This is a genomic window from Shewanella phaeophyticola, from assembly GCF_025398315.1.
Taxonomy (GTDB): domain Bacteria; phylum Pseudomonadota; class Gammaproteobacteria; order Enterobacterales; family Shewanellaceae; genus Shewanella; species Shewanella phaeophyticola.
Genome location: NZ_JAODOQ010000001.1, coordinates 2,266,637 through 2,288,950, shown reverse-complemented (window position 1 = coordinate 2,288,950; position 22,314 = coordinate 2,266,637). Strand labels below are relative to the sequence as shown.

The 22,314-nt window shown below is 42.7% G+C and carries 12 protein-coding genes and 4 pseudogenes; 10 read left to right on the top strand and 6 right to left on the bottom strand.

The window, feature by feature from the left end; translation table 11 throughout:
• The first annotated feature begins 9 nt into the window (after nt 1-9).
• The 4 genes and pseudogenes from msbA to N4T56_RS10650 all read left to right on the top strand — a co-directional run bounded on the left by msbA (nt 10) and on the right by N4T56_RS10650 (nt 4,504).
• A pseudogene (msbA, locus tag N4T56_RS10665) lies at nt 10-1,822 on the top strand (lipid A export permease/ATP-binding protein MsbA).
• A 10-nt stretch (nt 1,823-1,832) separates the two neighbouring features.
• On the top strand, nt 1,833-2,840 hold the full coding sequence (gene lpxK, locus N4T56_RS10660; RefSeq protein WP_261733206.1) for a tetraacyldisaccharide 4'-kinase: 1,008 nt from the start codon (nt 1,833-1,835) through the stop codon (nt 2,838-2,840).
• Nucleotides 2,830-3,006: a Trm112 family protein gene (locus tag N4T56_RS10655; protein ID WP_261733205.1), complete on the top strand. Its 177-nt coding sequence runs from the start codon at nt 2,830-2,832 to the stop codon at nt 3,004-3,006. The genes lpxK and N4T56_RS10655 overlap by 11 nt, the downstream gene beginning before the upstream one ends.
• Before the next feature lie 763 nt (nt 3,007-3,769).
• The gene (locus N4T56_RS10650) at nt 3,770-4,504 is read left to right on the top strand and encodes a serine/threonine protein phosphatase (RefSeq protein WP_261733204.1); all 735 of its coding nucleotides are present in this window, start codon (nt 3,770-3,772) and stop codon (nt 4,502-4,504) included.
• Between the two features lie 112 nt (nt 4,505-4,616).
• Here N4T56_RS10650 and N4T56_RS22460 read toward each other — a convergent pair whose 3' ends face one another.
• The 5 genes and pseudogenes from N4T56_RS22460 to N4T56_RS10630 form a co-directional block, all read right to left on the bottom strand.
• Nucleotides 4,617-4,997, bottom strand: coding sequence for a hypothetical protein (locus N4T56_RS22460; RefSeq protein WP_315903030.1), 381 nt, complete (start codon nt 4,995-4,997; stop codon nt 4,617-4,619).
• The gene (locus N4T56_RS22455) at nt 4,991-5,500 is read right to left on the bottom strand and encodes an MBL fold metallo-hydrolase (RefSeq protein WP_315903029.1); all 510 of its coding nucleotides are present in this window, start codon (nt 5,498-5,500) and stop codon (nt 4,991-4,993) included. Before N4T56_RS22455 ends, N4T56_RS22460 begins: the two co-directional genes overlap by 7 nt.
• Before the next feature lie 106 nt (nt 5,501-5,606).
• Nucleotides 5,607-8,671 (bottom strand): annotated as a pseudogene (locus tag N4T56_RS10640) (efflux RND transporter permease subunit).
• Nucleotides 8,668-11,919 carry an efflux RND transporter permease subunit gene (locus N4T56_RS10635; protein WP_261733203.1) on the bottom strand — a complete coding sequence of 1,084 codons (3,252 nt, stop codon included), beginning with the start codon at nt 11,917-11,919 and terminating at the stop codon, nt 8,668-8,670. Before N4T56_RS10635 ends, N4T56_RS10640 begins: the two are co-directional and overlap by 4 nt.
• 12 nt (nt 11,920-11,931) lie before the next feature.
• Complete coding sequence (locus tag N4T56_RS10630) at nt 11,932-13,002, bottom strand: efflux RND transporter periplasmic adaptor subunit (RefSeq protein ID WP_261733202.1); 1,071 nt, start codon at nt 13,000-13,002, stop codon at nt 11,932-11,934.
• A gap of 295 nt (nt 13,003-13,297) precedes the next feature.
• Between N4T56_RS10630 and rhlP the strand changes: the two genes are divergently transcribed.
• Nucleotides 13,298-14,134: a rhombotarget lipoprotein gene (gene rhlP, locus N4T56_RS10625; protein ID WP_261733201.1), complete on the top strand. Its 837-nt coding sequence runs from the start codon at nt 13,298-13,300 to the stop codon at nt 14,132-14,134.
• 225 nt (nt 14,135-14,359) lie between these two features.
• Here rhlP and N4T56_RS10620 read toward each other — a convergent pair.
• A pseudogene (locus N4T56_RS10620) lies at nt 14,360-15,644 on the bottom strand (citrate synthase).
• A gap of 412 nt (nt 15,645-16,056) precedes the next feature.
• On the opposite strand from N4T56_RS10620, the gene sdhC reads away from it, so the two are divergent.
• From sdhC to sucA, 5 genes and pseudogenes are all read left to right on the top strand, one after another.
• Entirely contained in the window at nt 16,057-16,452 is a 396-nt protein-coding gene (gene sdhC, locus N4T56_RS10615; protein WP_188916550.1) for a succinate dehydrogenase cytochrome b556 subunit, read from the top strand.
• Nucleotides 16,446-16,793, top strand: a complete 348-nt coding sequence (gene sdhD, locus N4T56_RS10610) for a succinate dehydrogenase, hydrophobic membrane anchor protein (RefSeq protein WP_261733200.1) — start codon at nt 16,446-16,448, stop codon at nt 16,791-16,793. The genes sdhC and sdhD overlap by 7 nt, the downstream gene beginning before the upstream one ends.
• Nucleotides 16,794-18,559, top strand: a pseudogene (gene sdhA / locus N4T56_RS10605) (succinate dehydrogenase flavoprotein subunit).
• Nucleotides 18,560-18,575: 16 nt separating this feature from the next.
• Nucleotides 18,576-19,283 carry a succinate dehydrogenase iron-sulfur subunit gene (locus N4T56_RS10600; protein ID WP_261733199.1) on the top strand — a complete coding sequence of 236 codons (708 nt, stop codon included), beginning with the start codon at nt 18,576-18,578 and terminating at the stop codon, nt 19,281-19,283.
• Between the two features lie 201 nt (nt 19,284-19,484).
• A complete protein-coding gene (gene sucA, locus N4T56_RS10595) occupies nt 19,485-22,307 on the top strand; it encodes a 2-oxoglutarate dehydrogenase E1 component (RefSeq protein ID WP_261733198.1) in 2,823 nt (940 codons plus the stop codon).
• Nucleotides 22,308-22,314: the final 7 nt, after the last annotated feature.

The following is a 22,314-nucleotide window of genomic DNA, read 5'->3' as shown; positions in this document are numbered from 1 at the left end:
TTGGATTCAATGTCAGCATCAACTTCTAATGATAAGAATGAAATCTGGGTCGTTTTTAAACGTTTGATGACCTATGTCGTCCCTATGAAAACCAAGTTTATAATGGCTGTTCTTGCATTATTGACTTATGGTGCCGTAGACGCTGCTTTTATTGCCTTTATTAAACCGTTTATTGATGAGGGCTTCAGCCAAACGCCTTCGGTTGTCGCTGGCGTCGATGTGCCGACTCACGGTGGTTTTAATGCCGACAACAATGTTATGTTTATGGCGCCAATTGTGGTTATTTTAATGTTCAGCCTGCGTGGTATCGCTAACTTTGTGTCTACTTATTGTGTGTCTTTTATTAGTGCGCAATTAATCATGGATATGCGTCAGCAAGTGTTTGAACATTATTTACGCTTACCCGTCAGTTATATTGACCGTGAAAACAGCGGTAACTTGATCTCACGGGTGACCTTTGACACAGAGCAAATTGCCCGAGCATCAGGCAGTGCGTTAATTTCAATTGTGCGCGACAGTATGACCGCGATAGGCATGTTAGCCATCATGTTCTATTACTCGTGGCAGTTGTCATTGTGTATTTTGGTGATTGGTCCACTCATCGGTATTGTGATCAGTGTCGTCAGTCGTCGTTTTCGTAAAGTCTCTAAGCAAATTCAGTCAGCTATGGGTGGGGTAACAGCGACTACTGAGCAAATGATTAAAGGTCATAAAAACGTATTAGTGTTTGGTGGTCAAGAAACCGAGCTGGAGCGTTTCTTTAAAGTTAACGACCGTAATCGTTATCAAAATATGAAGTTAGCTGTTGCTCAGTCTGTGAGCCAGCCACTGATAATGGTGATTGGTTCATTTGCGCTGGCATTTGTATTGTATGCCGCCACATGGGACAGCATGAAAACCGATTTAACGGCAGGGACTTTTGCCGCTATTTTGGGCGCGATGCTTGCCATGTTACAACCCATTAAAAACTTAACCCGTGTTAATGCTGAATTTCAGCGTGGTATTGCGGCGTGTACAACGGTATTTGAATTACTTGATACTGCGCCAGAGTCAGATAACGGTACATTTACTGTCGAGCGCGTACAAGGCAAACTGCGTTTTGATAACGTGACGTTCTCATATCCTGAGCAAGATAAAGCCGCGCTTAATGGCATTGATTTTGAAGTTAAACCGGGTAAAACCGTGGCTCTAGTGGGACGTTCTGGTTCGGGTAAATCAACCATTGCCAGTTTGATTACCCGTTTTTATGGTGGCTTGAGCCAAGGTGATATCATCCTTGATGACACCAGTATTTATGACTATCAGCTTAAATCATTGCGTAATCAGGTGGCGTTAGTGTCGCAGCAAGTGACGTTGTTTAACGACACCATTGCCAATAACATCGCGTATGCATACCCAGGTGAAGTGACCCGCGAACAAATTGTTAAGGCAGCAGAGCTTGCTTATGCAATGGAGTTTATTAATACCTTACCTGAAGGCTTAGAAACTCAAGTCGGCGAAAACGGCGTACTACTTTCAGGCGGTCAGCGCCAACGTATTGCGATTGCAAGAGGCCATGCTTCGTGATGCGCCTGTGCTTATTTTAGATGAAGCAACCTCTGCGTTAGATACTGAGTCTGAAAAAGCCATCCAAAAAGGCTTAGACAATTTACGTCATAACCGTACCTCAATTGTGATTGCTCACCGTTTATCAACCATTGAAAGCGCCGATGAAATCTTGGTTATTGATCAGGGGCAAATTGTTGAGCGCGGTAATCACAGTGAGTTGATTGCGCAAGCGGGCATTTACGCTAATTTGTATAAGATGCAGTTTAGTCAGTAGGGCGAGGGTTATGCAGCAACTCATCCATCGCATTTGGTATCAAAACCATTGGGCAAAATGGTTATTATTGCCATTGTCGTGGTTATTTTCACTGATATCAGCCACACGGCGAATGTTATTTCGTTTCAATATTAAAGCTGTCAACCGTTTGCCTGTGCCTGTTATTGTGGTGGGTAATATTACTGCCGGTGGCAGTGGTAAAACCCCAACGGTTATTTACTTGATTGAACTGCTGCGCCAGCAGGGATATCACCCAGGGGTGATAAGTCGCGGCTATGGTGTGGACATCGAAGGGTGTTTAGTGGTCAATCCCGGCGCTAAAGCCAGCGATGTTGGTGATGAACCGGCAATGATTGTGGCTCGCACGCAAGTGCCTATGGTGGTTGGCGCTAAGCGAGTTGATGCGGCGAACTTGCTGCTGGCCAATTATGATATCGATGTGATTATTTGCGATGACGGCTTACAACATTATGCATTAGCGCGTGATATTGAAATTGCGTTAGTGGATGGCGATCGACGTTATGGTAATCAAAGGTTAATCCCTGCAGGTCCATTACGTGAAGGGCTTTGGCGGCTAAATAGTGTCGATTTTGTGATTAATAACGGTGGCCCGGCACATTCCAATGAAGTGCTGATGAGTTTAACGCCTGCACCGTTAACCCAAGTTGACAATACATTGGCAGAACCGTTTGACTCACAACAGCTGGTAGTTGCTATGGCTGCCATTGGTAATCCGCAACGTTTTTTTAATACTCTTAGCCAAATAGGCTATAAAATAGCGAAAGAAGTTGAATTTACTGACCACCAGGCATTTGAACCTGCACAGCTGCACGCTTTGTCTAAAGTACACCCATTAGTGATGACTGAAAAAGATGCGGTTAAATGTCGCGATTTTGCTCAAAGTCACTGGTGGTATTTACCGGTAAATGCGAAGCTTACCCCAGAATTTGATCAAGCATTTTTGAGCCAACTACAGTTTGTGGCTCAAACTAAAAAAGGACTGTCTCATGGCATTTGATAAAAAATTACTCGAAATTGTGGCTTGCCCAGTATGCAAAGGTAAGTTGGAATATGACAAAGAAGCACAACAGTTAATTTGTAAGTTTGATAAATTAGCTTATCCCATTACGGAAGGTATTCCAGTATTACTGGAAAATCGTGCAACGTCTTTAGTGACTGAATAACTACATTTGTTCGTTAATAAGTCTTCATTAAGCGCCTAAAGGGCGCTTTTTTGTGGCCTGTTGGTTTTGCACCGTTTATTTATTTTATGACTTATGCCAATCCGCATTAAAATTTGCTCTTTTAGCGAAAATGAACAGTGAGGTATTCGAGGCAGCCTTTTGAAGACATAGTCGTTCTCGGCAACTGCTCCTGCGTTGCTCTATCTCCTGCATCCATGCAGTCGTCGGCAACTGCTCCTGCGTTGCTCTATCTCCTGCATCCATGCAGTCGTCGGCAACTGCTCCTGCGTTGCTCTATCTCCTGCATCCATGCAGTCGTACATTAAGAATGGCTAACATTCGCCCTTAGGGGCTGTGTCACAATCCCCATTATTGATTCAAATGACTTTGATGTAGAGGACTATGTAACCCTCCCTTATATAGATCATATTCTAATAAGGATTGGTATTAACCTTTCTTTTAGTCATGAATCTTAGTTATTTACTTTAGCTGTTTTTGTTAAACATCAAACATTTTAAATGTAAACACTTTTTAATATATGTAATTAAAAATGGCGACTTGTTTATATTAATAGTAATAAGTGTCTGTATGTTAACAAGCGTATCTATTGTGTATTTAGCTTGTTTGCAAGCAGTGTATAGATTTATGTAGAAGCTTAAAATAGATTGTTCTAGGATTAAATATCATTAATTTAATTGAATTAATTAAACGTGAGGAAGATAATTTAGCTATCGATAATAGAAAATTTTCATTGGTTAGTTTTATGGCTGAGAATGATATTTTTCATCAATATGTGGCTAAAATTTATCATGAACATTGTGGTGAGCGAGTTGTGTCATTTGAGTTTCAAGGAAAGCGGTATTGGTTAAAGCAAGTTGAAAAGCTTACTGGTGCAATGCGTTTATTAAAGCCAAATTCAACGGCAGCCCTGAATAAAGAAATTGATGTATTAAATACGTTAGGGCATTTAGGTGCTCCTGTACCTGCAGTGGTTGAAGTTGGTGATGGTTATATGGTTGTCGAAGATGCTGGCGATACGATTAATCATCTGCTTCATCATACAAACCAGGCGTTGTGGCAACCCATTTTAAATGATGCAAGCACAGCCTTGGCTAAGCTTCATAATATGCAGCTTGCTCATGGTCGTCCTGCATTACGCGATATTAGCTGGCAGGCTGGTGAAGTGAAATTTATTGATTTTGAAGCGAATCAGCAAAATGACTCGATTATCTCTCAACAAATTCGTGATTTGTTAGTCTTTATACATAGTTTATATCGATATATGGAGCCAAATAATCGCGTTATATGTCAAGCGATTAAATGTTATCGTTTAGCAGGAGGTGAAAATATATGGCAAAAAGCCAAACAGTTTTTAGCTGCTTGGCAATGGTTATATTATTTCGCAAAACCTTTTCGGTATACTGGTGGTAAAGATTTAAAACCAGTCTATTGGGTGTTGTGGCATTTTAGACAAGCTCCTTTAACATTACCTAATTGATTATTCTAATAATCATACGACTATTATTTACAAAAAAGCTTACCCTTTTAAAGTAAGCTTTTTTAATATTAAATTTTGATTATTTTTTGATGGATAATATTAAATTATCAACTCAAGATTTTGTATTTAAGTCTTCATATAAAGTTGTTATCCACTTGTCTGCAGAAATAAACTGCCATCCCCAATCTTGATATTCTTGTGGCACACCTTGCTGTTTTATTTTAGCGAGGTCGTGTCCCATTTCAATTTCGCCGCGCATCCAATTGATACAATCATCAAGCATATGTTTAAATTTTAATAATTCGTTGCGGGTTGCTAACTCACCATGTCCTGGGATCACCTGAGTGTTGTTGTCGAGTTTGTCTAATATGGCACTGACATTGTCGCGATACCCCATCACCGAACCGCCACCCTTTAAATCGATGTATGGGAAGCGGTCTTTAAAATACAAATCACCCATGTGGACAATATTGGCTTTTTGCCATATCACCACACTGTCGCCGTCGGTATGACCTGAAGCACTAAATGGAGGATCTCTAGAGTGTCTTGGTTAAAATGAATAGAAATGTTTTCAGCAAAGGTAATGACGGGCAGGGCTGATTTTGGTGTTTTGCTGTCTTCACTTAGGCGTTTTAATACATTGTGGTGGGCTAAAATGGTGCCGGTGGCGCCAAAATGCGCATTACCACCAGTATGATCTCCGTGGTAATGAGTATTCACAATGTATTTAGGCACTCCAGCTTGTATCTCACTTAATGACGCTGAAATTTTACCGGCTAATGGGGCAAACTGGTCGTCAATAATCAACATTCCGTCACTGCCTACTGAAACGCCAATATTGCCGCCAGCCCCCATGAACATATAGGTATTGTCATTAAGCTTTTTTGAGGTGATTTTGACATCGCTCATGCTGTTGTTGGCCATAAGATTGCCACTGAGTGTCAATATGGCCAATGTGCTGAGTCTAATCAATTGAGTTTGAAATCTCTGTTTCATGTCTGTCCCTTTATTTGCGCTGTTATACCTGCGATAAACTACCTTTTAATACTGATACTTGAGTTTGTTTGATCACTTTTAGGTTGCAAATTTGTTATAAACGTTATTATTGAGTCCAAGGTAACAGCTTTTGGGCAAAATTGTTGGCTAAACCTAATCTAATCGCTGCCTTATGGCGAATTAAGTATAGTGCCTGATAACACAATGGTACTAAATACAAACTGGTAACAGTTGAGAAGATAAGTCCACCAATAATGGCAATGGCCATGGGTGAGTAGGGGGAGCCACCGCCGCCAATTTGAGTGTCTCCCATAGCCAGTGGCACTAAGCCCAATACCGTTGTTGCCACAGTCATTAATACCGGACGTAAGCGAGTAATACACACATCACTAATGGTTTCGCTCAGTTTGTCTAAATCTGGTGTCATTTGATTAATTTGATCCACTAAAACAATGCCGTTATTCACCACAATACCCATTAAAATTAATATGCCAATCATGGCCATCACTGACATGGGGGTACCTGTCAGCCATAGGTCCAAAATACACCGGTGATTGAAAACATAATCGAGGTAATGATGGCAGTGGGAAGCAATAATGATTCAAATAATGCCGCCATCACGATATAAATCATTGCGATAGCCAATATCATGTTAACTGCCATGATAGACTGATCTTCATCTTGACGTTCAAAGCCACCACGAAGCGAATAACTATAACCGTAAGGAAAGTTGATTGAGTCCATGACTTGGGTGATTTTCTCTTGTGCTTCTTCTGTAGTGAAATCATCAAGGTTTGCGCCAATTGATAAAGCAGTTTGGCGGTTAAAGTGTCTAATGGTGTCAAAGCGAGGCACGATGGTGGCTTCGGCTAAACTGTCGAGTGTATAAACTCTATCGCCCTGGCGAATAATAGGTAGTTGTTTAAGTTTTTCAAGCGAATGTTGCCAACTTTTATCATACGCCAACTCGATACGAAGCTCGCCACTTGGGTCGTGCCTAAATGAGCGTAAAGGTGAACCGCGAAGAGCAATTGCAATATTTGACGCTATATCGCTTAAGGTCAGATCAAGTCTTGCTGCCATTTCACGGTCAATTACTACAACCACTTCCTGCTGGGCGCCGTTAACTTCAGAGCGTACATCCACAAGACCATTAATATTACTTAGCAATGGCACGACTTGTTCGCTGAGACGAATAAGCTCAGAGGTTGAGCGGCCAGTTAATGTCACTCGGATACCATTATTATCATTGCCCCAACCAAATTGTGGCGTGGCGATAGAGAATTTAGGAAACCCTTCACGGATCATCTTTTTCAATTCGCCCATTTCAATAGGGATATCCTTTTGCAGTAAAATGGTTGATTGTGCATCTTGGGGCGCGTAATAACTGTATACAGCGTCGATATAAAAGGCTTCTTTGTTGCTGTATAAGTAGTCCTCCATGCGATTAATCAACGCTTCGGTGACGGCCAGGTTATGCCGACCTTCAAGTTGATAATTAATGTATAGCCGGTCATTGCCTTCACCATCGCCCTGGTCTTGTTGCACTAAGCTTAATGGCAGTGCTGTTGATACTAATAGCGCTATGGCTATCACGCCAGAACGTTTTGGCCGAGCTAAAATCCAGCGTAAACTGCGTTGATAAAATAGTGCTAAACGATTGTTGTCATTAACCGGCTTTACCTCAAAGTGAAACCGGTTAAGCATGAGTGGAATAAGGGTTTTCGCCACTAATAATGACGCGGCGAGTGATACACAAATCGCGACGGCAACGTGCTCTAAAAAGATGGTAAGCTGGACTTTTACACCAAAAATATTGGGTAAAAACACGATGGCAGTGGTGAGTGTACCGGCCAATACCGCCAGTGAGACTTTTTCGACTCCTGTTAATACAGCTTGTTGATTGGCTATGATTTGGCAGGTGTCGTCAATATTGGATGCTTGTTTTTGTTGCAGCACACTTTCGGTGACCACCACGGCATTATCAATCAACATACCGACGGCTAACAATAACCCCATCATGGATAAAATATTTAAGCTGTAGCCTAAAAAGTACATTCCGGCCAGAGTCATACATAACGAAATCGGCACCGATGACACCACGACTAAGGTCATTTTTAAGTTACGTAAAAATAAATATAACACCCCAAATGACAATACCGCGCCCATTAACCCCGCAAGCAATAAGTCTTTTAACGACGATTTAACCCCAAAGGCTTGGTCTTCCATGATAAACAGCTTAATACCATTAAACTGCTGATCTTGTTTAACCTGCTCAATAACCTTAAGCACCCGATCAGACACTTCAACTAAGTTAGCGCCAGACTCTTTAAATACATCAATGCCCACGGCGTATTTTTGATCTAAGTGTCGGCCTTCTTCTTTTTCGGGCAACGCATAACTCACCGTCGCGATGTCTTGTAACTGGACTCCAGGGATAATTACCAGTGAATTGATGTCGTCGAGACTGGTAAATTCTCCCTTGGGTGTCACCTGGTACACTTGTGACTGAGTGCGAATAGTACCGGCACTAATAACGAAGTTTTCGGTTAACAAGCGAGTGCGTAAATCAAGGCTATTAAGCCCTGATGATGCTAATTTATCGGCATCTAGGCGTATTTCAATTTGCTTTTGTTCCACGCCGTACAGCGTCACTTTTGAGACGCCCTGGACACGCTCGAGTGGTTTACGTAACTGCTTGTCGAGCAAGTCAAAAGCGTTTGATAGTTCACGTTCACTCGAAATCCGAATCGTCAGCACTGGCATATCGGCAGTCGAAAACTGTTGAATAATGACGCGTTCGACATCTTTTGGCAGTAAGTGCCTCACAGAGTCTATTTTTTCACGTGCTTCTAGACTTTTGGTGGCAACTTCTTCGCCCCATTTCATGTTTAGCTGAATAAACGCGCCGTCTTGGGTTGAATCAGAGCGCACTTCTTCAATGCCGCTCATGGTCGCCAGTGACTCCTCCAGTACTTTAGTGATGTCGCGTTCAACTTCGGCTGGGCTTGAACCTTTGTAAGGTACATTGACGACAATTTGCGGAATATCAATGCCCGGAAACATCTCTAGCGGCAGCATGCGGCTCGCAGCCATGCCAAATAACATGATGGCTAAGAAAAACATGCTGGTAGTGACTGGACGTTTTATTGCCAGTTGGGTGATATTCATGCTGGAGTCTCCGCAGTGTTGATATCAACATCTTTGTCATCAAATTGTTTGCGGTCAAAGAGGGCATATAGCGCAGGGATCACCAATAATGTCAGTAGGGTAGACATACACAGACCAAATATTACCGTTATGGCCATCGGTGCGCGTACTTCGCTGCCATCACCCATGCCAATTGCCATGGGTAACAAGCCCAGGGTCGTGGTTAAAGTTGTCATCATGATTGGGCGAAGACGTGATTGTGCAGCGACATTAATGGCGCTCAGTTTGTCCTGGCCTTGTTGGCGTAGTTGATTAATTCTATCAACCAATACAATAGCATTATTCACCACAATTCCTGCCAACATTATCAAGCCAATAAACACCACCACACTAATGTGAGTGCCAGTGATAAATAACCCAACAATACTGCCAGCAACCGCCATAGGCACAGCGATCAGAATTAACAGCGGATGCAGTAACGATTCAAACTGACTGGCCATCACTAAGTAAACTAAAAATATAGCCAATACTAAAGCAATTTTAAGCGAGTTGAATGAGTGCTCCATTTCTTCATTTTGCCCGCCAAATCTGGCTTGTATTGAACTGGGTAATTGTTGCTTGGACAATATTTGCTGTGCTTCAAGTACCGCTTCAGTTAAATCACCATAGGCTAAGTTTGATGACACAATTGCTACTCGTTGTTGGCTAATACGGTTAATGGCAGAGGATTCAATTTGCAAGTGCACTGCCGCAATTGCGCTTAATGGGATCGGTTGGTTGCTGTTTGGATTAATAATTAATGATTCTATGTCGCTGATTTGATCGCGCTCGGCCTGTTCGCTGCGCACTAATATGTCCACTTTACGGTCGCGTACCGTAAATTGACTGGCAATGGTGCCGCCGACACGCTGAGCAATACGATTAGCTACCGTTGGCGCATCCATACCGAGCGCGGCTAAGCGAGCATGGTCAAAGCGAATGCTGATTTCCGGCTGTCCATCGCGCAGTGTGGTGTTGACGTCGCTAAATCGATCGTTCTCTCCTAAGGCATTAACCAATTGATCGGCGCTTTGTTTGAGTAACGTTAAGTCATACCCTGATAGCTCAATTTCTAACGGGGTTTTAAAACTAAACAGTTCAGGGTGTTCTATTTGCGCTTCAAGTTCAGGAATGTTGCGCGCCGTCTGTCTGAGCACTTGGCTGACGGCATTAAAGGCGAAATGATCGGCCAATACTACTTGTAAACGCCCCCAGTTTTCACCGCCCCGAGCCGTATCGGATGTCATTAAGCCGCCGCTACCCGCTTGGCTGTAGGCGTGTTTTACATCTTCACGATCTTTAATTGATAAGGCTAATTGTTGTAATACAGCATCTGTTTCTGTCACTTCGGTGCCAGGCGGTAATAATATTTCTACATAAAACTCCCCTTGGTTCATGGGGGGAATAAGCTCCATACCGATTTTAGGTAATAAGCTACTCGAGGCTATTGTCACCATCAAAGCGATAACGAGGGTGAACACCTGATGACGTAATGCATGGTGCAGTATGCGGTAATAAATTGCTTCTATACGTCGATAAACCCAGTTAAAACTCGCGCAAATGGGCGTGAGTAACAAGCCAAGTATACTGCTGACAAAGCGGCTGATGACAATAAAGAAGGTGAGTAATCCTGCAGGTAAGTAGCTGAATAATAATGCAAATGGAAATTTTACTACCACCAGTAAGTAATATCCCATTTTGCCTTTAACGCTAGTAGGTTTGGCAACTTTTGGCGTTTCGACTGGTTTAGGCAGGCAGGTAAAGCCTTGTCGAGAAGCCAGCATTGGAATTGCCGTTAACGCGACAAATAATGACGCGAGCAGTGCAAAGGTGACGGTTAACGCCTGATCTGCAAACAAGGCCCCAGCAATACCGTCAACAAACACTAAGGGCAAAAACACCGCTAATGTGGTTAGGGTTGAGGCAAAAATAGCGCCTGCAACTTCTTTACAGCCAGTCACTGCAGCATCAACCTTATTCATTCCAGCCGATTTATAGCGGTCAATATTCTCCAGTACCACAATGGCGTTATCGACTAATAAACCGATAGCCAGTGCAATGCCGCCAAGTGACATAATGTTTAAGCTGATATCAGCAAAATACATCATATTAAACGTGGCTATCACTGAGAAGGGAATGGAGATGGAGATAATCAGAGTGGCAATAATATCGCGTAAAAACAGATAGATAACCAACATGGCTAATAAGCTACCAAACAGGGCGGCTGAGGTGACTTCATTGACGGCACTTTCAATAAACTCAGATTGATCGTAAATGACGTTAAGTTGATTTTTATTGTCAGCTTGATTGATATTAGCCAGTTCAGCATGAAGCTTTTTTGCGACCGCAACCGTGTTAGCATCGCCTTCTTTATAAATGGCTAACTCAATAGATTCCATTTCACCTATACGAGTAATGTCACTGCGTTCTTTATAGGCGTCTGATATGACAGCAATGTCAGACAGTCTCACCAGGGTTTGCTCGTTTCGATAAACAATGACTTGGCCAAGCTCTTTGAGTGAGTTGAATTGATTTAAGGTTCTGACTAGGTATTCTTTGTCACCTTGCACAACTTTACCGGCAGATAAATTGATGTTTTCTTCATTAATGCGGCGTTTAATTTGGTCTGCGTTAAGGTTCAATTGACTGAGTTTTTGCTGATTAAGCTCAATATGCACTTCTTGCTCGAGCCCTCCTGATAATCTAACGGCTGCCACACCCGACAATGCTTCAAGGCGACGCTTAAGTTCTTCATCTGCAAAGGTACGCATTTGCTTTAATTGTTCAGCATTGGCGTTGGGCACTGAAAATGCTAAACGCATAATGGGATCAAGATTAGGATTAAAGCGCAATAACAACGGTTTATTAATATCTAACGGCAGTTCAATGGTGTCGATTTTTTCGCGCACTTCTAGGCTTGCCATGTCCATATTTGTGCCCCATTCAAACTCGAGAACCACATCAGACATACCTGAGCGCGAGATAGAACTTATTTTTCGTAGGCCTTTTACCACACCAACGGCTTCCTCTATGGGTTTAGACACCAGTTGTTCAATCTCGACGGGTGCAGCACCATCGTATGCGGTGCGAATGGTCACGCTGGGGTAACTTAAGTCTGGCAACAACTTTACGGCAAGGCGAGAAAATCCCACCATGCCAAATAGCATTACGGCAAGCATGAACATCCATACCGTCACCGGACGCTTAACTGAGGTCTTTATCATTGACATGATCTTGCTCCGTTATCGAATGGCTGCAAAGCTAAGCGGGGTAATTATTTCTACTAGGGATTGGTCTTTGAGGTTTTGTTGGCCGCGGATAACAATTTGTTCGCCTGCGCTAACACCCGATAAAATCTCTACTGTGTTGTTTTCACGGTAGCCCAGGCTGACTTCACGTCGTTCGGCTATGGTATCTTTAATCACATACAGCGCTTGAGTATTGTCTTGGTTTATCAGGGCATTATAAGGCACGGTAAGTACATCTTGATGGGTGTCATATTTAAGCTCTACTCGAGTAAACATCCCCGCTTTTAAGGCTGCATCCTGATTTGGAACGGCTAGTGTCACTTTAAATGTGCCACTTTGTGCATCAACAATAGGACTGATCCGCAGTACTTTTGCGTCAATGGCCGCTGTGTGGTTGGATTGTTGTTGAATAATACTGGCGTGTTGGCCAACGCGTAAGCTGGCTAATTGTTGCTCTGGTAGATGTAAAATCCCATGAAGTTGATCTTGATTGACCACATAAAATAGCTCTTGAAACTCTTTGGCCATATTGCCTAGTTTGATATGACGTGCAGCAATCACACCATCGATAGGTGAGGTGATTTGGCTTTCTTTGACTTGCAGCTCGGCGAGATCGCGTTGTGCTTTAGCTGCTTGTAGATTAAATTCGAGTTTAGCCATGGAATCTTGGCTAATAAATTCTTTATTGCTCATTTTATTTAAGCGGTTTAGTTCTTGTTCAATGATTTGCACTTCGGCTTCAGAACGATTGAAATCGTAACGTTGGCGCTTAGCATCAATCACCGCAAGCACCTGTCCTTTAGTGACTTTATCGCCTTCTTCAACATTGATTAACTCAACGATGCCTGCAATTCTGCTCATCACATGTGACTCTTCTGGCGCTTCGAGTGTTGCAGTTGTGCTATAAAATGACGATACATTACCTGTCTCAACCAATGCCGTTTCTACCGGTATAGCAAATTTTTCTTCTTCTTTTGTTTGTTCTGCCTCACCCGAGCATGCACTCAATGTTGCAATGCAAAGTAATGGGATTGCCAATTTTTTCATGCTGTTGAACCTATCCATGGGGTACCTGCCAGTGTTATATTTTTGAAGTCTATGACGGTAATGTATGCAGCTTTGCATAAATTGAAAATCATCACGTTATCATGTGTAATCAATGTTAATGAGTAACTAGAAAGCACTTAACGTGCCAAAAATTAGAGTGCTTTAATAACAATGGCTTAGGTGGTTTTTTTGCAAGGTTAGCTAAATTGACAATGTTAAAGTAGTTAAAACAATTAACTATTAGTGAAATTGGTTAATGTATAGATTGCGGCTAATGTGACGTCATAAATGAATATTTAATAAGGAAATAATAATGAGAACAACATGGTTAGTTGTCGCGGCATCAGCATTGATGCTGACTTCGTGCAGTTCACTCGTCAGTCAACAAACGGGCAAGCAATCAGTTTCGAGTAGTTTGGTGACGTTTCTATACCCAGAGCAATCCGATAAAGCTTCTCACAGTCCAGAAATACCGGTGTTAAGTTTACCTGTTAACGTTGGAATTGCTTTTGTCCCATCAGCCGGTTGGAAAGGTGATGCGATTCATAATAAGGATCAGTATGAGTTGCTCAAAAAAGTCAAAGCATCGTTTGTGCAATATGATTATATTGACCGAATTGAAGTTATTCCCAGCACGTATCTGGCTGGCGGGGAAGGATTTAGTACATTAGAACAAGTAGGGCGCTTATACGATGTCGATGTGATGGCGTTAGTGTCATACGATCAAGTGACTCAGTCGGTCGAAAATAATGCCGCTTTACTTTATTGGACGATTGTTGGGATGTACGTTATTCCTGGAAATGAAAACACGGTGCAAACCTTTGTTGATACTGCGATATTTGATATTAAAAGTCGCAAAATGTTATTTAGAGCCCCAGGAATAAGCAAGTTAGCGCAACGTACCACCGCGATTGGGGTTGATGAAACTCTTTCAGAGAAATCAATACAGGGATTTGATTTAGCCGTGACGGACATGATTCAAAATTTAGATGATGAATTAGCACGCTTTAAAATAAGAGTAAAAGAAGAAAAAATCGCTAAGGTCGAACACAAGGCAAACTACAGTGGCGGAGCAATAACGCCCATCAGTTTGTTAATGATGTTGCTCATGGTAACAGTCATGAGACTAAGAAAGGCTAAGCCTAATTAATACCAATCAGCACAAGAATGTGATCATTCTTACTGGTTAAAACCGCTTATAACGTCGTTAGAAATTTCGAAGGTAGAACCACCAGCTCGCTGCAATTTCTGCCTTATTCAAAGCGGTTTTCCCGCGCAATCTCTGATCACTTATTTATCTTAATAAGTATAACACTATGATAAAACGATATAAAAAAAGCGCCGTAAGGCGCTTTTTTTGCACTAATCAAGAAGATTAGCGTTTATCGACACTCACAAACTCACGCGCAGAATCACCAGTATATAACTGACGTGGACGGCTGATTTTGTGGCCTGGTTGATCTAACATTTCTTTCCAGTGAGAAATCCAACCAACAGTACGTGACAATGCAAATAGCACGGTAAACATACTGGTAGGGATACCAATGGCTTTCATGATGATACCAGAGTAGAAATCGACGTTCGGGTAAAGCTTCTTAGAGATGAAGTACTCATCTTCAAGGGCAATACGCTCAAGTTCCATCGCGACGTCTAATAATGGGTCAACCACTTTCAGTTCTTGAAGCACTTCATGACAGGTTTCACGCATCACTTTAGCGCGAGGGTCGAAGTTCTTATAAACACGGTGACCAAAGCCCATTAGGCGGAATGGATCGTTTTTGTCTTTCGCTTTCTCGATATATTCAGGAATGCGGTCAACACTACCGATTTCTTCTAACATCTCTAGACATGCTTCGTTAGCACCACCATGAGCGGCCCCATAACGAAGCAATACCAGCAGCGATACAAGCAAATGGGTTTGCACCTGAAGAACCCGCAAGACGTACTGTAGATGTGGATGCATTTTGCTCATGATCAGCATGCAATACAAAAATACGATCCATTGCTTTTTCTACAACAGGATTGACTTTGTACTCTTCACACGGAGTAGCAAACATCATTGACAAGAAGTTACCCGCATAACTTAAATCGTTACGTGGATAAATAAACGGTTGTCCCATTGAGTACTTATAGCACATCGCTGCAATTGTCGGCATTTTCGACACTAAACGGTAAGCTGCAATTTCACGATGCTTAGGATTGTTAACATCAAGAGAATCTTGATAGAAAGCAGATAATGCACCTGTTACACCACATAGCATTGCCATTGGGTGTGCGTCACGACGGAAGCCTCTGAAGAAGAATTCAATTTGCTCATGAATCATAGTGTGTTGTTTCACTGTGGTCACAAATTGTTCGTAATCAGTTTTAGACGGTAACTCACCGTATAGAAGCAAGTAGCATAAATCGAGATAAGTCGATTCAGTTGCAAGCTCGTCAATGGCATAACCACGATGTAACAAGATACCTTGCTCACCATCGATATACGTAATTGCTGACTCACAAGATGCAGTAGCTAGAAAGCCTGGATCAAAGGTGAAATAACCTTTTTTCCCCAGTGTACTGATGTCGATAACGTCAAAACCTTCAGTACCTTTCTTAATCGGCAGGTCGATTGAATCGTTCCCTGGTAACTCTAATTTGGCTATATTATCAGCCATACCCCGTTCTCCTTACTTCATTCTTTTCTATGAGTGCGGCATGTTAAGCGGACATTACTGTACAGCGAATGTGGATCACAGATCAATTTAAATAAGCGTTTAAATTTGTTAGACCATGGTATATATCGGCGCAAAACCGCTCTGTGCTTGCATTAGAATAAAAAATTAATAAAAAAACTTATTTTGCATAATGTGATGTTTGTATTTGACAATTCTCGCGAGTATACTTGCCTGCGTCCCTAAGGGAGACCAACATCACAGTTTAGTTATCATGAATTTAAGAACTAAATAGTGATTTCTCATCTGATTAACGATGTGTGAGAGTAGTCTGTTTTTTGTTTAATCGTGTTATGCCGAATGTCGACATTGTCCATTTAAGCAAAAAATAGACACATAACAAAAATAATGCTCAATGGAGCTGAGTGAGCAGAACGTGAAGAAGCAAAGACCTGTCCATCTAGACCTGCAGACGATCCGCTTTCCTGCAACAGCGATCGCGTCAATCCTACACCGCATTTCCGGTGTCATCATGCTATTTGCTATTGGTATCCTTCTTTGGTTGTTAAATTCAACTTTAACATCAGCAGAAGGTTTCGCTAGCGTACAATCCTTGTTCGATGGTTTCGTGATGAAGTTCATCCTCTGGGGAATTCTAACCGCATTGGGTTATCACTTATTAGGTGGCATTCGTCATTTGGTAATGGATACCGGTCGTTGGGAAGAGTTGCCTTCAGGTACAGCATCAGCTAAGGCTACATTTGCACTAGCAGCAGCCTTTTCAATCATAGCGGGGATTTGGGTATGGTAACAAACGCAGCAAGTTTTGGACGCAGTGGTGTTCATGACTATATTTTATTACGCGCAAGCGCAGTGATCCTCGCTTGTTATACTATTTTTTTAGTTGGCTTTATCGCGTGTAGTGCCCCGTTAACCTTCGAGATTTGGAATGGCTTATTCAGTTCACTTCCAATGAAAGTATTTACCCTAATAACGCTCGTTGCTTTGCTTATCCATGCGTGGATTGGTGTATGGCAAGTGTTGACTGACTATGTCAAGCACACTGCGTTACGTGGTGTATTACAATTTACCTTTGTTGTTGTCGCGTTTAGTTATTTAGCGTCAGGCATTGTAATAGTGTGGGGTGTTTAAGTGAGTATTCCAGTACGCGAATTTGATGCAATCGTAATCGGCGCTGGTGGCGCTGGTATGCGTGCAGCATTACAGATTTCTAAAGAAGGTAAAAGCTGTGCGCTTTTATCAAAAGTGTTCCCAACTCGTTCACATACCGTGTCAGCTCAAGGTGGTATCACCGTAGCATTAGGTAATGCGCACGAAGACCATTGGGAACAACACATGTATGACACGGTTAAAGGTTCTGATTTTATCGGTGACCAAGAAGCCATTGAATTTATGTGTCAAACCGATCCCGAAGCCATTATTGAACTTGAGCAAATGGGCTTACCATTTTCTCGTTTTGAAAACGGCACTATTTATCAACGTCCTTTTGGTGGCCAATCTCGTAACTTTGGTGGCGAGCAAGCAGCACGTACTGCTGCAGCGGCTGACCGTACAGGCCACGCGCTACTTCATTGTCTTTACCAACAAAACGTTAAGCATAAAACAGATGTTTACTCTGAATGGTATGCTTTAGATCTTGTTAAAAACGAAGATGACGTAGTTGTGGGTTGTACTGCAATTGAAATTGAAACCGGTGAAATTGTTTACTTTAAAGCTAAAGCAACCATTTTAGCGACAGGTGGTGCAGGGCGTATTTACGCATCGACCACCAATGCTCACATCAATACTGGTGACGGTGTTGGTATGGCTGCTCGTGCTGGCGTTCAGTTACAAGACATGGAAATGTGGCAGTTCCATCCAACGGGTATTGCTGGTGCTGGGGTACTAGTAACCGAAGGGTGTCGTGGTGAAGGCGGATATCTTCTAAACAAAGACGGCGAACGTTTCATGGAGCGTTATGCGCCTAACGCAAAAGATTTGGCATCTCGTGACGTGGTTGCACGTTCAATGATGACTGAAATCCGCGAAGGTCGTGGTTTAGATGGTCCTTTAGGTCACACTGTCTGCTTAAACTTGATCATTTAGGTAAAGAGACTTTAGAAGCCCGTTTACCAGGCGTATGTGAATTATCTCGTACGTTTGCACATATTGATCCGGCTGATGGTCCAATTCCTGTGTTACCGACTTGTCATTATATGATGGGTGGTTTACCGACTAAGGTCAGTGGTCAGGTTGTTCGTAAGAACGAAGATGGCACTGAACAAGATGTATTAGGTTTATTTGCAGTAGGTGAAATTGCTTGTGTATCAGTACACGGTGCCAACCGCTTAGGCGGTAACTCATTGCTTGACTTAGTGGTATTTGGTCGCGCAGCAGGTCAACATTTAGGTAAAGCATTAGATGCAACACCTGATCCAAAAGCCGCGTCTGACGTAGAAATTAATGCATCACTTGCTCGTCTTAATCGTTGGGAAAGCAACAAAGACGGTGAAGACCCTGCGGTTATCCGTAAAGATCTTCAATTGTGCATGCAATTAAATTTCTCTGTTTTCCGCAGTGGTGATGCCATGGCTGAAGGTTTAGAGCAGCTTCAAGCTATTCAAAAGCGTCTTGAAAATGCTAAGTTATCTGATAACTCAAAAGAATTTAACACTCAACGTATTGAGTGCTTAGAGTTAGACAACTTAATGTCGACGGCGCTTGCGACTGCTTATGCAGCTAACTTCCGTACTGAAAGCCGCGGCGCGCATTCTCGTGAAGATTATTTAGAACGTGATGATGACAATTGGTTATGTCACAGCTTATTTGACCCAGTCACAACTGCGATGAGCAAGCGTGATGTCAACATGGCACCTAAATTACGTGAAGCGTTCCCACCTAAGAAACGTACCTACTAAGGCAGGAGTTGCAAAGATGAAATTAACATTTGCATTGTATCGTTATAATCCTGATGTAGATACCAAGCCTTACATGAAGGATTACACCCTAGAAGTGCCAGATGGCTCTGATATGATGGTGTTAGATGCGTTAATCAAACTGAAAGAACAAGAACCATCGCTTGCGTTCCGTCGTTCATGCCGTGAAGGTGTGTGTGGTTCTGATGGTTTGAATATGAATGGTAAAAACGGCCTTGCGTGTATCACGCCATTATCTACCTTTAAAGGTAAGAAAATTGAAATCCGTCCTTTACCAGGCATGCCGGTAGTTCGTGATTTGGTTGTAGACTTGACTCAATTCTACAAGCAATACGAAAAAATTAAGCCTTATCTGATTAATGATGAAAAGGCCCCAGCTCGTGAACATTTACAATCACCTGAAGAGCGTGCTCATTTAGATGGTTTATATGAATGTATCATGTGTGCATGTTGTTCAACTGCTTGTCCATCATTCTGGTGGAACCCTGATAAGTTTATCGGATCAAGTGGTTTGCTCCATGCATATCGTTTCTTAATTGACAGCCGCGACACGGCCACTGAAGAGCGTTTATCTGAACTCGATGATGCTTATAGTGTGTTCCGTTGCCATGGCATCATGAACTGTGTTGATGTTTGTCCTAAAGGATTAAACCCAACTAAAGCGATTGGCCACATTAAGTCAATGCTGCTTAAGCGAGCTGTTTAATGCACCAAGCTGAGCAAAATAGTTTACGTTATTGAGCTCAATTGAGAGTCATCTTCCTTCTGGGGGATGGCTCTTTTGTGCGTTTTAAGTAAGACCTTCTGCTATTATCATTAGATAATTTCAGTCTACGTGTGATGTAATTTAGGTTACTCACTGTTATGTTTATGGCTAGCACGTGTATCAAGTTTGAAAGGAATAACAATGCACCAAGGCATCATGAAAGCCTGGCTCGATTCATCACATCTAAGTGGTGCTAACTCGACCTACGTAGAAGAGATGTATGAAGCCTATCAAGAAGATCCGCAATCAGTGACTGCTGATTGGCAGCTTGTTTTTGATAACCTCCCGCCTGTGAACGGTGCCTCTATTGAAGTACCTGAAGCCGCCCACTCTAAAGTTCGTGACTATTTCCGTAGCTTAGCCCTTGAAAGTCGCTCTAAAGGCGCTGCCCGCGTAAGTGACCCAGAGCTAGATGCGAAACAAGTTAAAGTGCTACAGCTCATTAATGCTCACCGTTTTCGTGGTCACCAAAATGCTAATCTCGACCCATTAGGGTTATGGAAGCGTGAAGCTGTTCAAGAATTAGATCCGGCTTACCATGGCTTAACCGCTGAAGATATGCAGCGCGAGTTTAATACGGGTTCATTCGCCTTAGGCGGTGAAACCATGAAGCTTGCAGATATTATTCACGCGTTGAAAACCACCTATTGTGGTTCAATTGGCGCCGAATATATGCACATTACCGACACTGACGAAAAGCGTTGGATCCAACAACGTCTTGAGCCAACGTTAGGTAAAGCAAACTACGATAACTCAATTAAGAAACGTATTCTTGAAGGCCTGAACGCCGCCGAAGGTATGGAAAAATACCTTGGTGCTAAGTTCCCAGGTGCAAAACGTTTCTCGTTAGAAGGTGGTGACGCGCTTGTCCCGATGATGCGCGAAATCATTTACCGTGCGGGTGAAGCCGGTACAAAAGAAATCGTTGTGGGCATGGCTCACCGTGGTCGCTTAAACCTTCTCATTAACATTTTGGGTAAGCGACCTGCAGAACTGTTTGACGAATTTGCGGGTAAGCATGCAGATACTCATGGTTCAGGTGACGTTAAGTATCACCAAGGTTTCTCATCAGATTTTGAAACGCCAGGTGGCAATGTCCATTTAGCGTTAGCCTTTAACCCATCTCACTTAGAGATCGTCAATCCAGTGGTTATTGGTTCAGTGCGTGCTCGTCAAGACCGCCGCGGTTGTAAAGACGGTCTACAAGTGATGCCAATTACCATTCATGGTGACTCGGCAATTACCGGTCAGGGCATTGTACAAGAGACATTTAACATGTCTCAAACTCGCGGCTTTACAGTGGGTGGAAGTATCCGCATCGTAGTAAACAACCAAGTGGGCTTTACGACTTCTAACCATGCTGATGTGCGTTCTACAGAATACTGTACAGACATCGCTAAAATGGTTCAGGCACCCATTTTCCACGTCAATTCTGACGATCCAGAAGCTGTTGCGTTTATTTCTCAGCTGGCTGTTGATTATCGTAACGAATTTAAACGTGATGTTGTGATTGATTTAGTGTGCTATCGCCGCCATGGCCATAACGAAGCGGATGAGCCTAGTGCTACACAGCCACTAATGTATGCCAAAATCAAAAAACACCAAACGCCTCGTAAAATCTATGCTGACAAACTGATTGCTGATAACAGTATTGCCGCTGATGAGGTGACGGGCTTAATTAACCACTACCGTGATGCATTAGATGCCGGTGATTGTGTGGTAAAAGAATGGCGCCCTATGACGTTACACACAGTTGACTGGACTCCATACTTAAATCGTGAGTGGGATGAAGATTACGCCAGTGCCATGACAATGGAACGCTTACAGAATCTTGCCGATAAAATGGTGGATATTCCTGAAGGTCATACATTGCAGTCTCGCGTTGCGAAAATTTATAACGACCGTGCAGCCATGGCGAAAGGCGAGAAATTGCTAGACTGGGGGTTTGCTGAAACCCTAGCTTATGCCTCTATCCTTGAAGACAACAAGCGTGTACGTATTACGGGTCAAGACTCTGGTCGCGGCACGTTCTTCCATCGTCATGCTATTTTGCATAACCAAAAAGATGGCACCACTTATTTACCATTGCGTAATGTGGCAGACGAGCAAGCACCTATCGACATTACTGACTCAGTTCTATCAGAAGCATCAGTGTTAGCCTTTGAATATGGCTACGCTACAGCAGAACCAGGGGGCTTAACCATTTGGGAAGCGCAGTTTGGTGACTTTGTAAACTGTGCGCAAGTGGTGATTGATCAGTTCTTGTCATCAGGCGAGCAGAAGTGGGGCCGTTTATGTGGTCTAACAATGTTGCTTCCGCATGGCTATGAAGGTCAAGGCTCTGAGCATTCAAGTGCCCGTTTAGAGCGTTTCTTACAACTTTGTGCTAACCACAATATGCAGGTGTGTATACCGTCAACACCGGCTCAGGTTTATCACATGTTGCGTCGCCAAGTTGTACGACCAATGCGTCGTCCACTCGTGGTGATGTCGCCTAAATCGTTACTACGTCATCCATTAGCCGTGTCTAGCATGGAAGAACTTGCTGAAGGGACTTTCCAAAATATTATTGGTGAAGTTGATACCTTAGATGCAAGTAAAGTCGATCGCGTAGTATTTTGTAGCGGTAAAGTTTACTTCGAGTTACTTGAAAAACGCCGCAAAGAAAACATTAACAACGTTGCCCTTATTCGTGTTGAGCAGTTGTACCCGTTCCCTGATGTGGAAATGCGTGCAGCACTAGAAACATATCAACATGTTAAAGACTTTGTATGGTGTCAGGAAGAGCCGCAAAACCAGGGTGCATGGTACTGTAGTCAACATCACTTCTGGGCTAACATTCCTGCAGGCGCTCAATTAACTTATGCCGGTCGTGAAGCGTCAGCTGCACCTGCATGTGGTTATCCTGCGTTGCATGTACACCAGCAAGAATCATTAGTGAATAGCGCATTAAAACTGTCGTAATAGATAA

Coding starts and splice junctions, on each gene's coding strand:
- rhlP (WP_261733201.1), top strand. CDS start 13,298: ATGAGAACAACATGGTTAGTTGTCGCGGCATCAGCATTGATGCTGACT.
- N4T56_RS10630 (WP_261733202.1), bottom strand. CDS start 13,002: ATGGATAGGTTCAACAGCATGAAAAAATTGGCAATCCCATTACTTTGC.
- N4T56_RS22455 (WP_315903029.1), bottom strand. CDS start 5,500: ATGAAACAGAGATTTCAAACTCAATTGATTAGACTCAGCACATTGGCC.
- sucA (WP_261733198.1), top strand. CDS start 19,485: ATGCACCAAGGCATCATGAAAGCCTGGCTCGATTCATCACATCTAAGT.
- N4T56_RS10655 (WP_261733205.1), top strand. CDS start 2,830: ATGGCATTTGATAAAAAATTACTCGAAATTGTGGCTTGCCCAGTATGC.
- N4T56_RS10600 (WP_261733199.1), top strand. CDS start 18,576: ATGAAATTAACATTTGCATTGTATCGTTATAATCCTGATGTAGATACC.
- N4T56_RS10650 (WP_261733204.1), top strand. CDS start 3,770: ATGGCTGAGAATGATATTTTTCATCAATATGTGGCTAAAATTTATCAT.
- N4T56_RS10635 (WP_261733203.1), bottom strand. CDS start 11,919: ATGTCAATGATAAAGACCTCAGTTAAGCGTCCGGTGACGGTATGGATG.
- lpxK (WP_261733206.1), top strand. CDS start 1,833: ATGCAGCAACTCATCCATCGCATTTGGTATCAAAACCATTGGGCAAAA.
- sdhC (WP_188916550.1), top strand. CDS start 16,057: ATGGAGCTGAGTGAGCAGAACGTGAAGAAGCAAAGACCTGTCCATCTA.
- sdhD (WP_261733200.1), top strand. CDS start 16,446: ATGGTAACAAACGCAGCAAGTTTTGGACGCAGTGGTGTTCATGACTAT.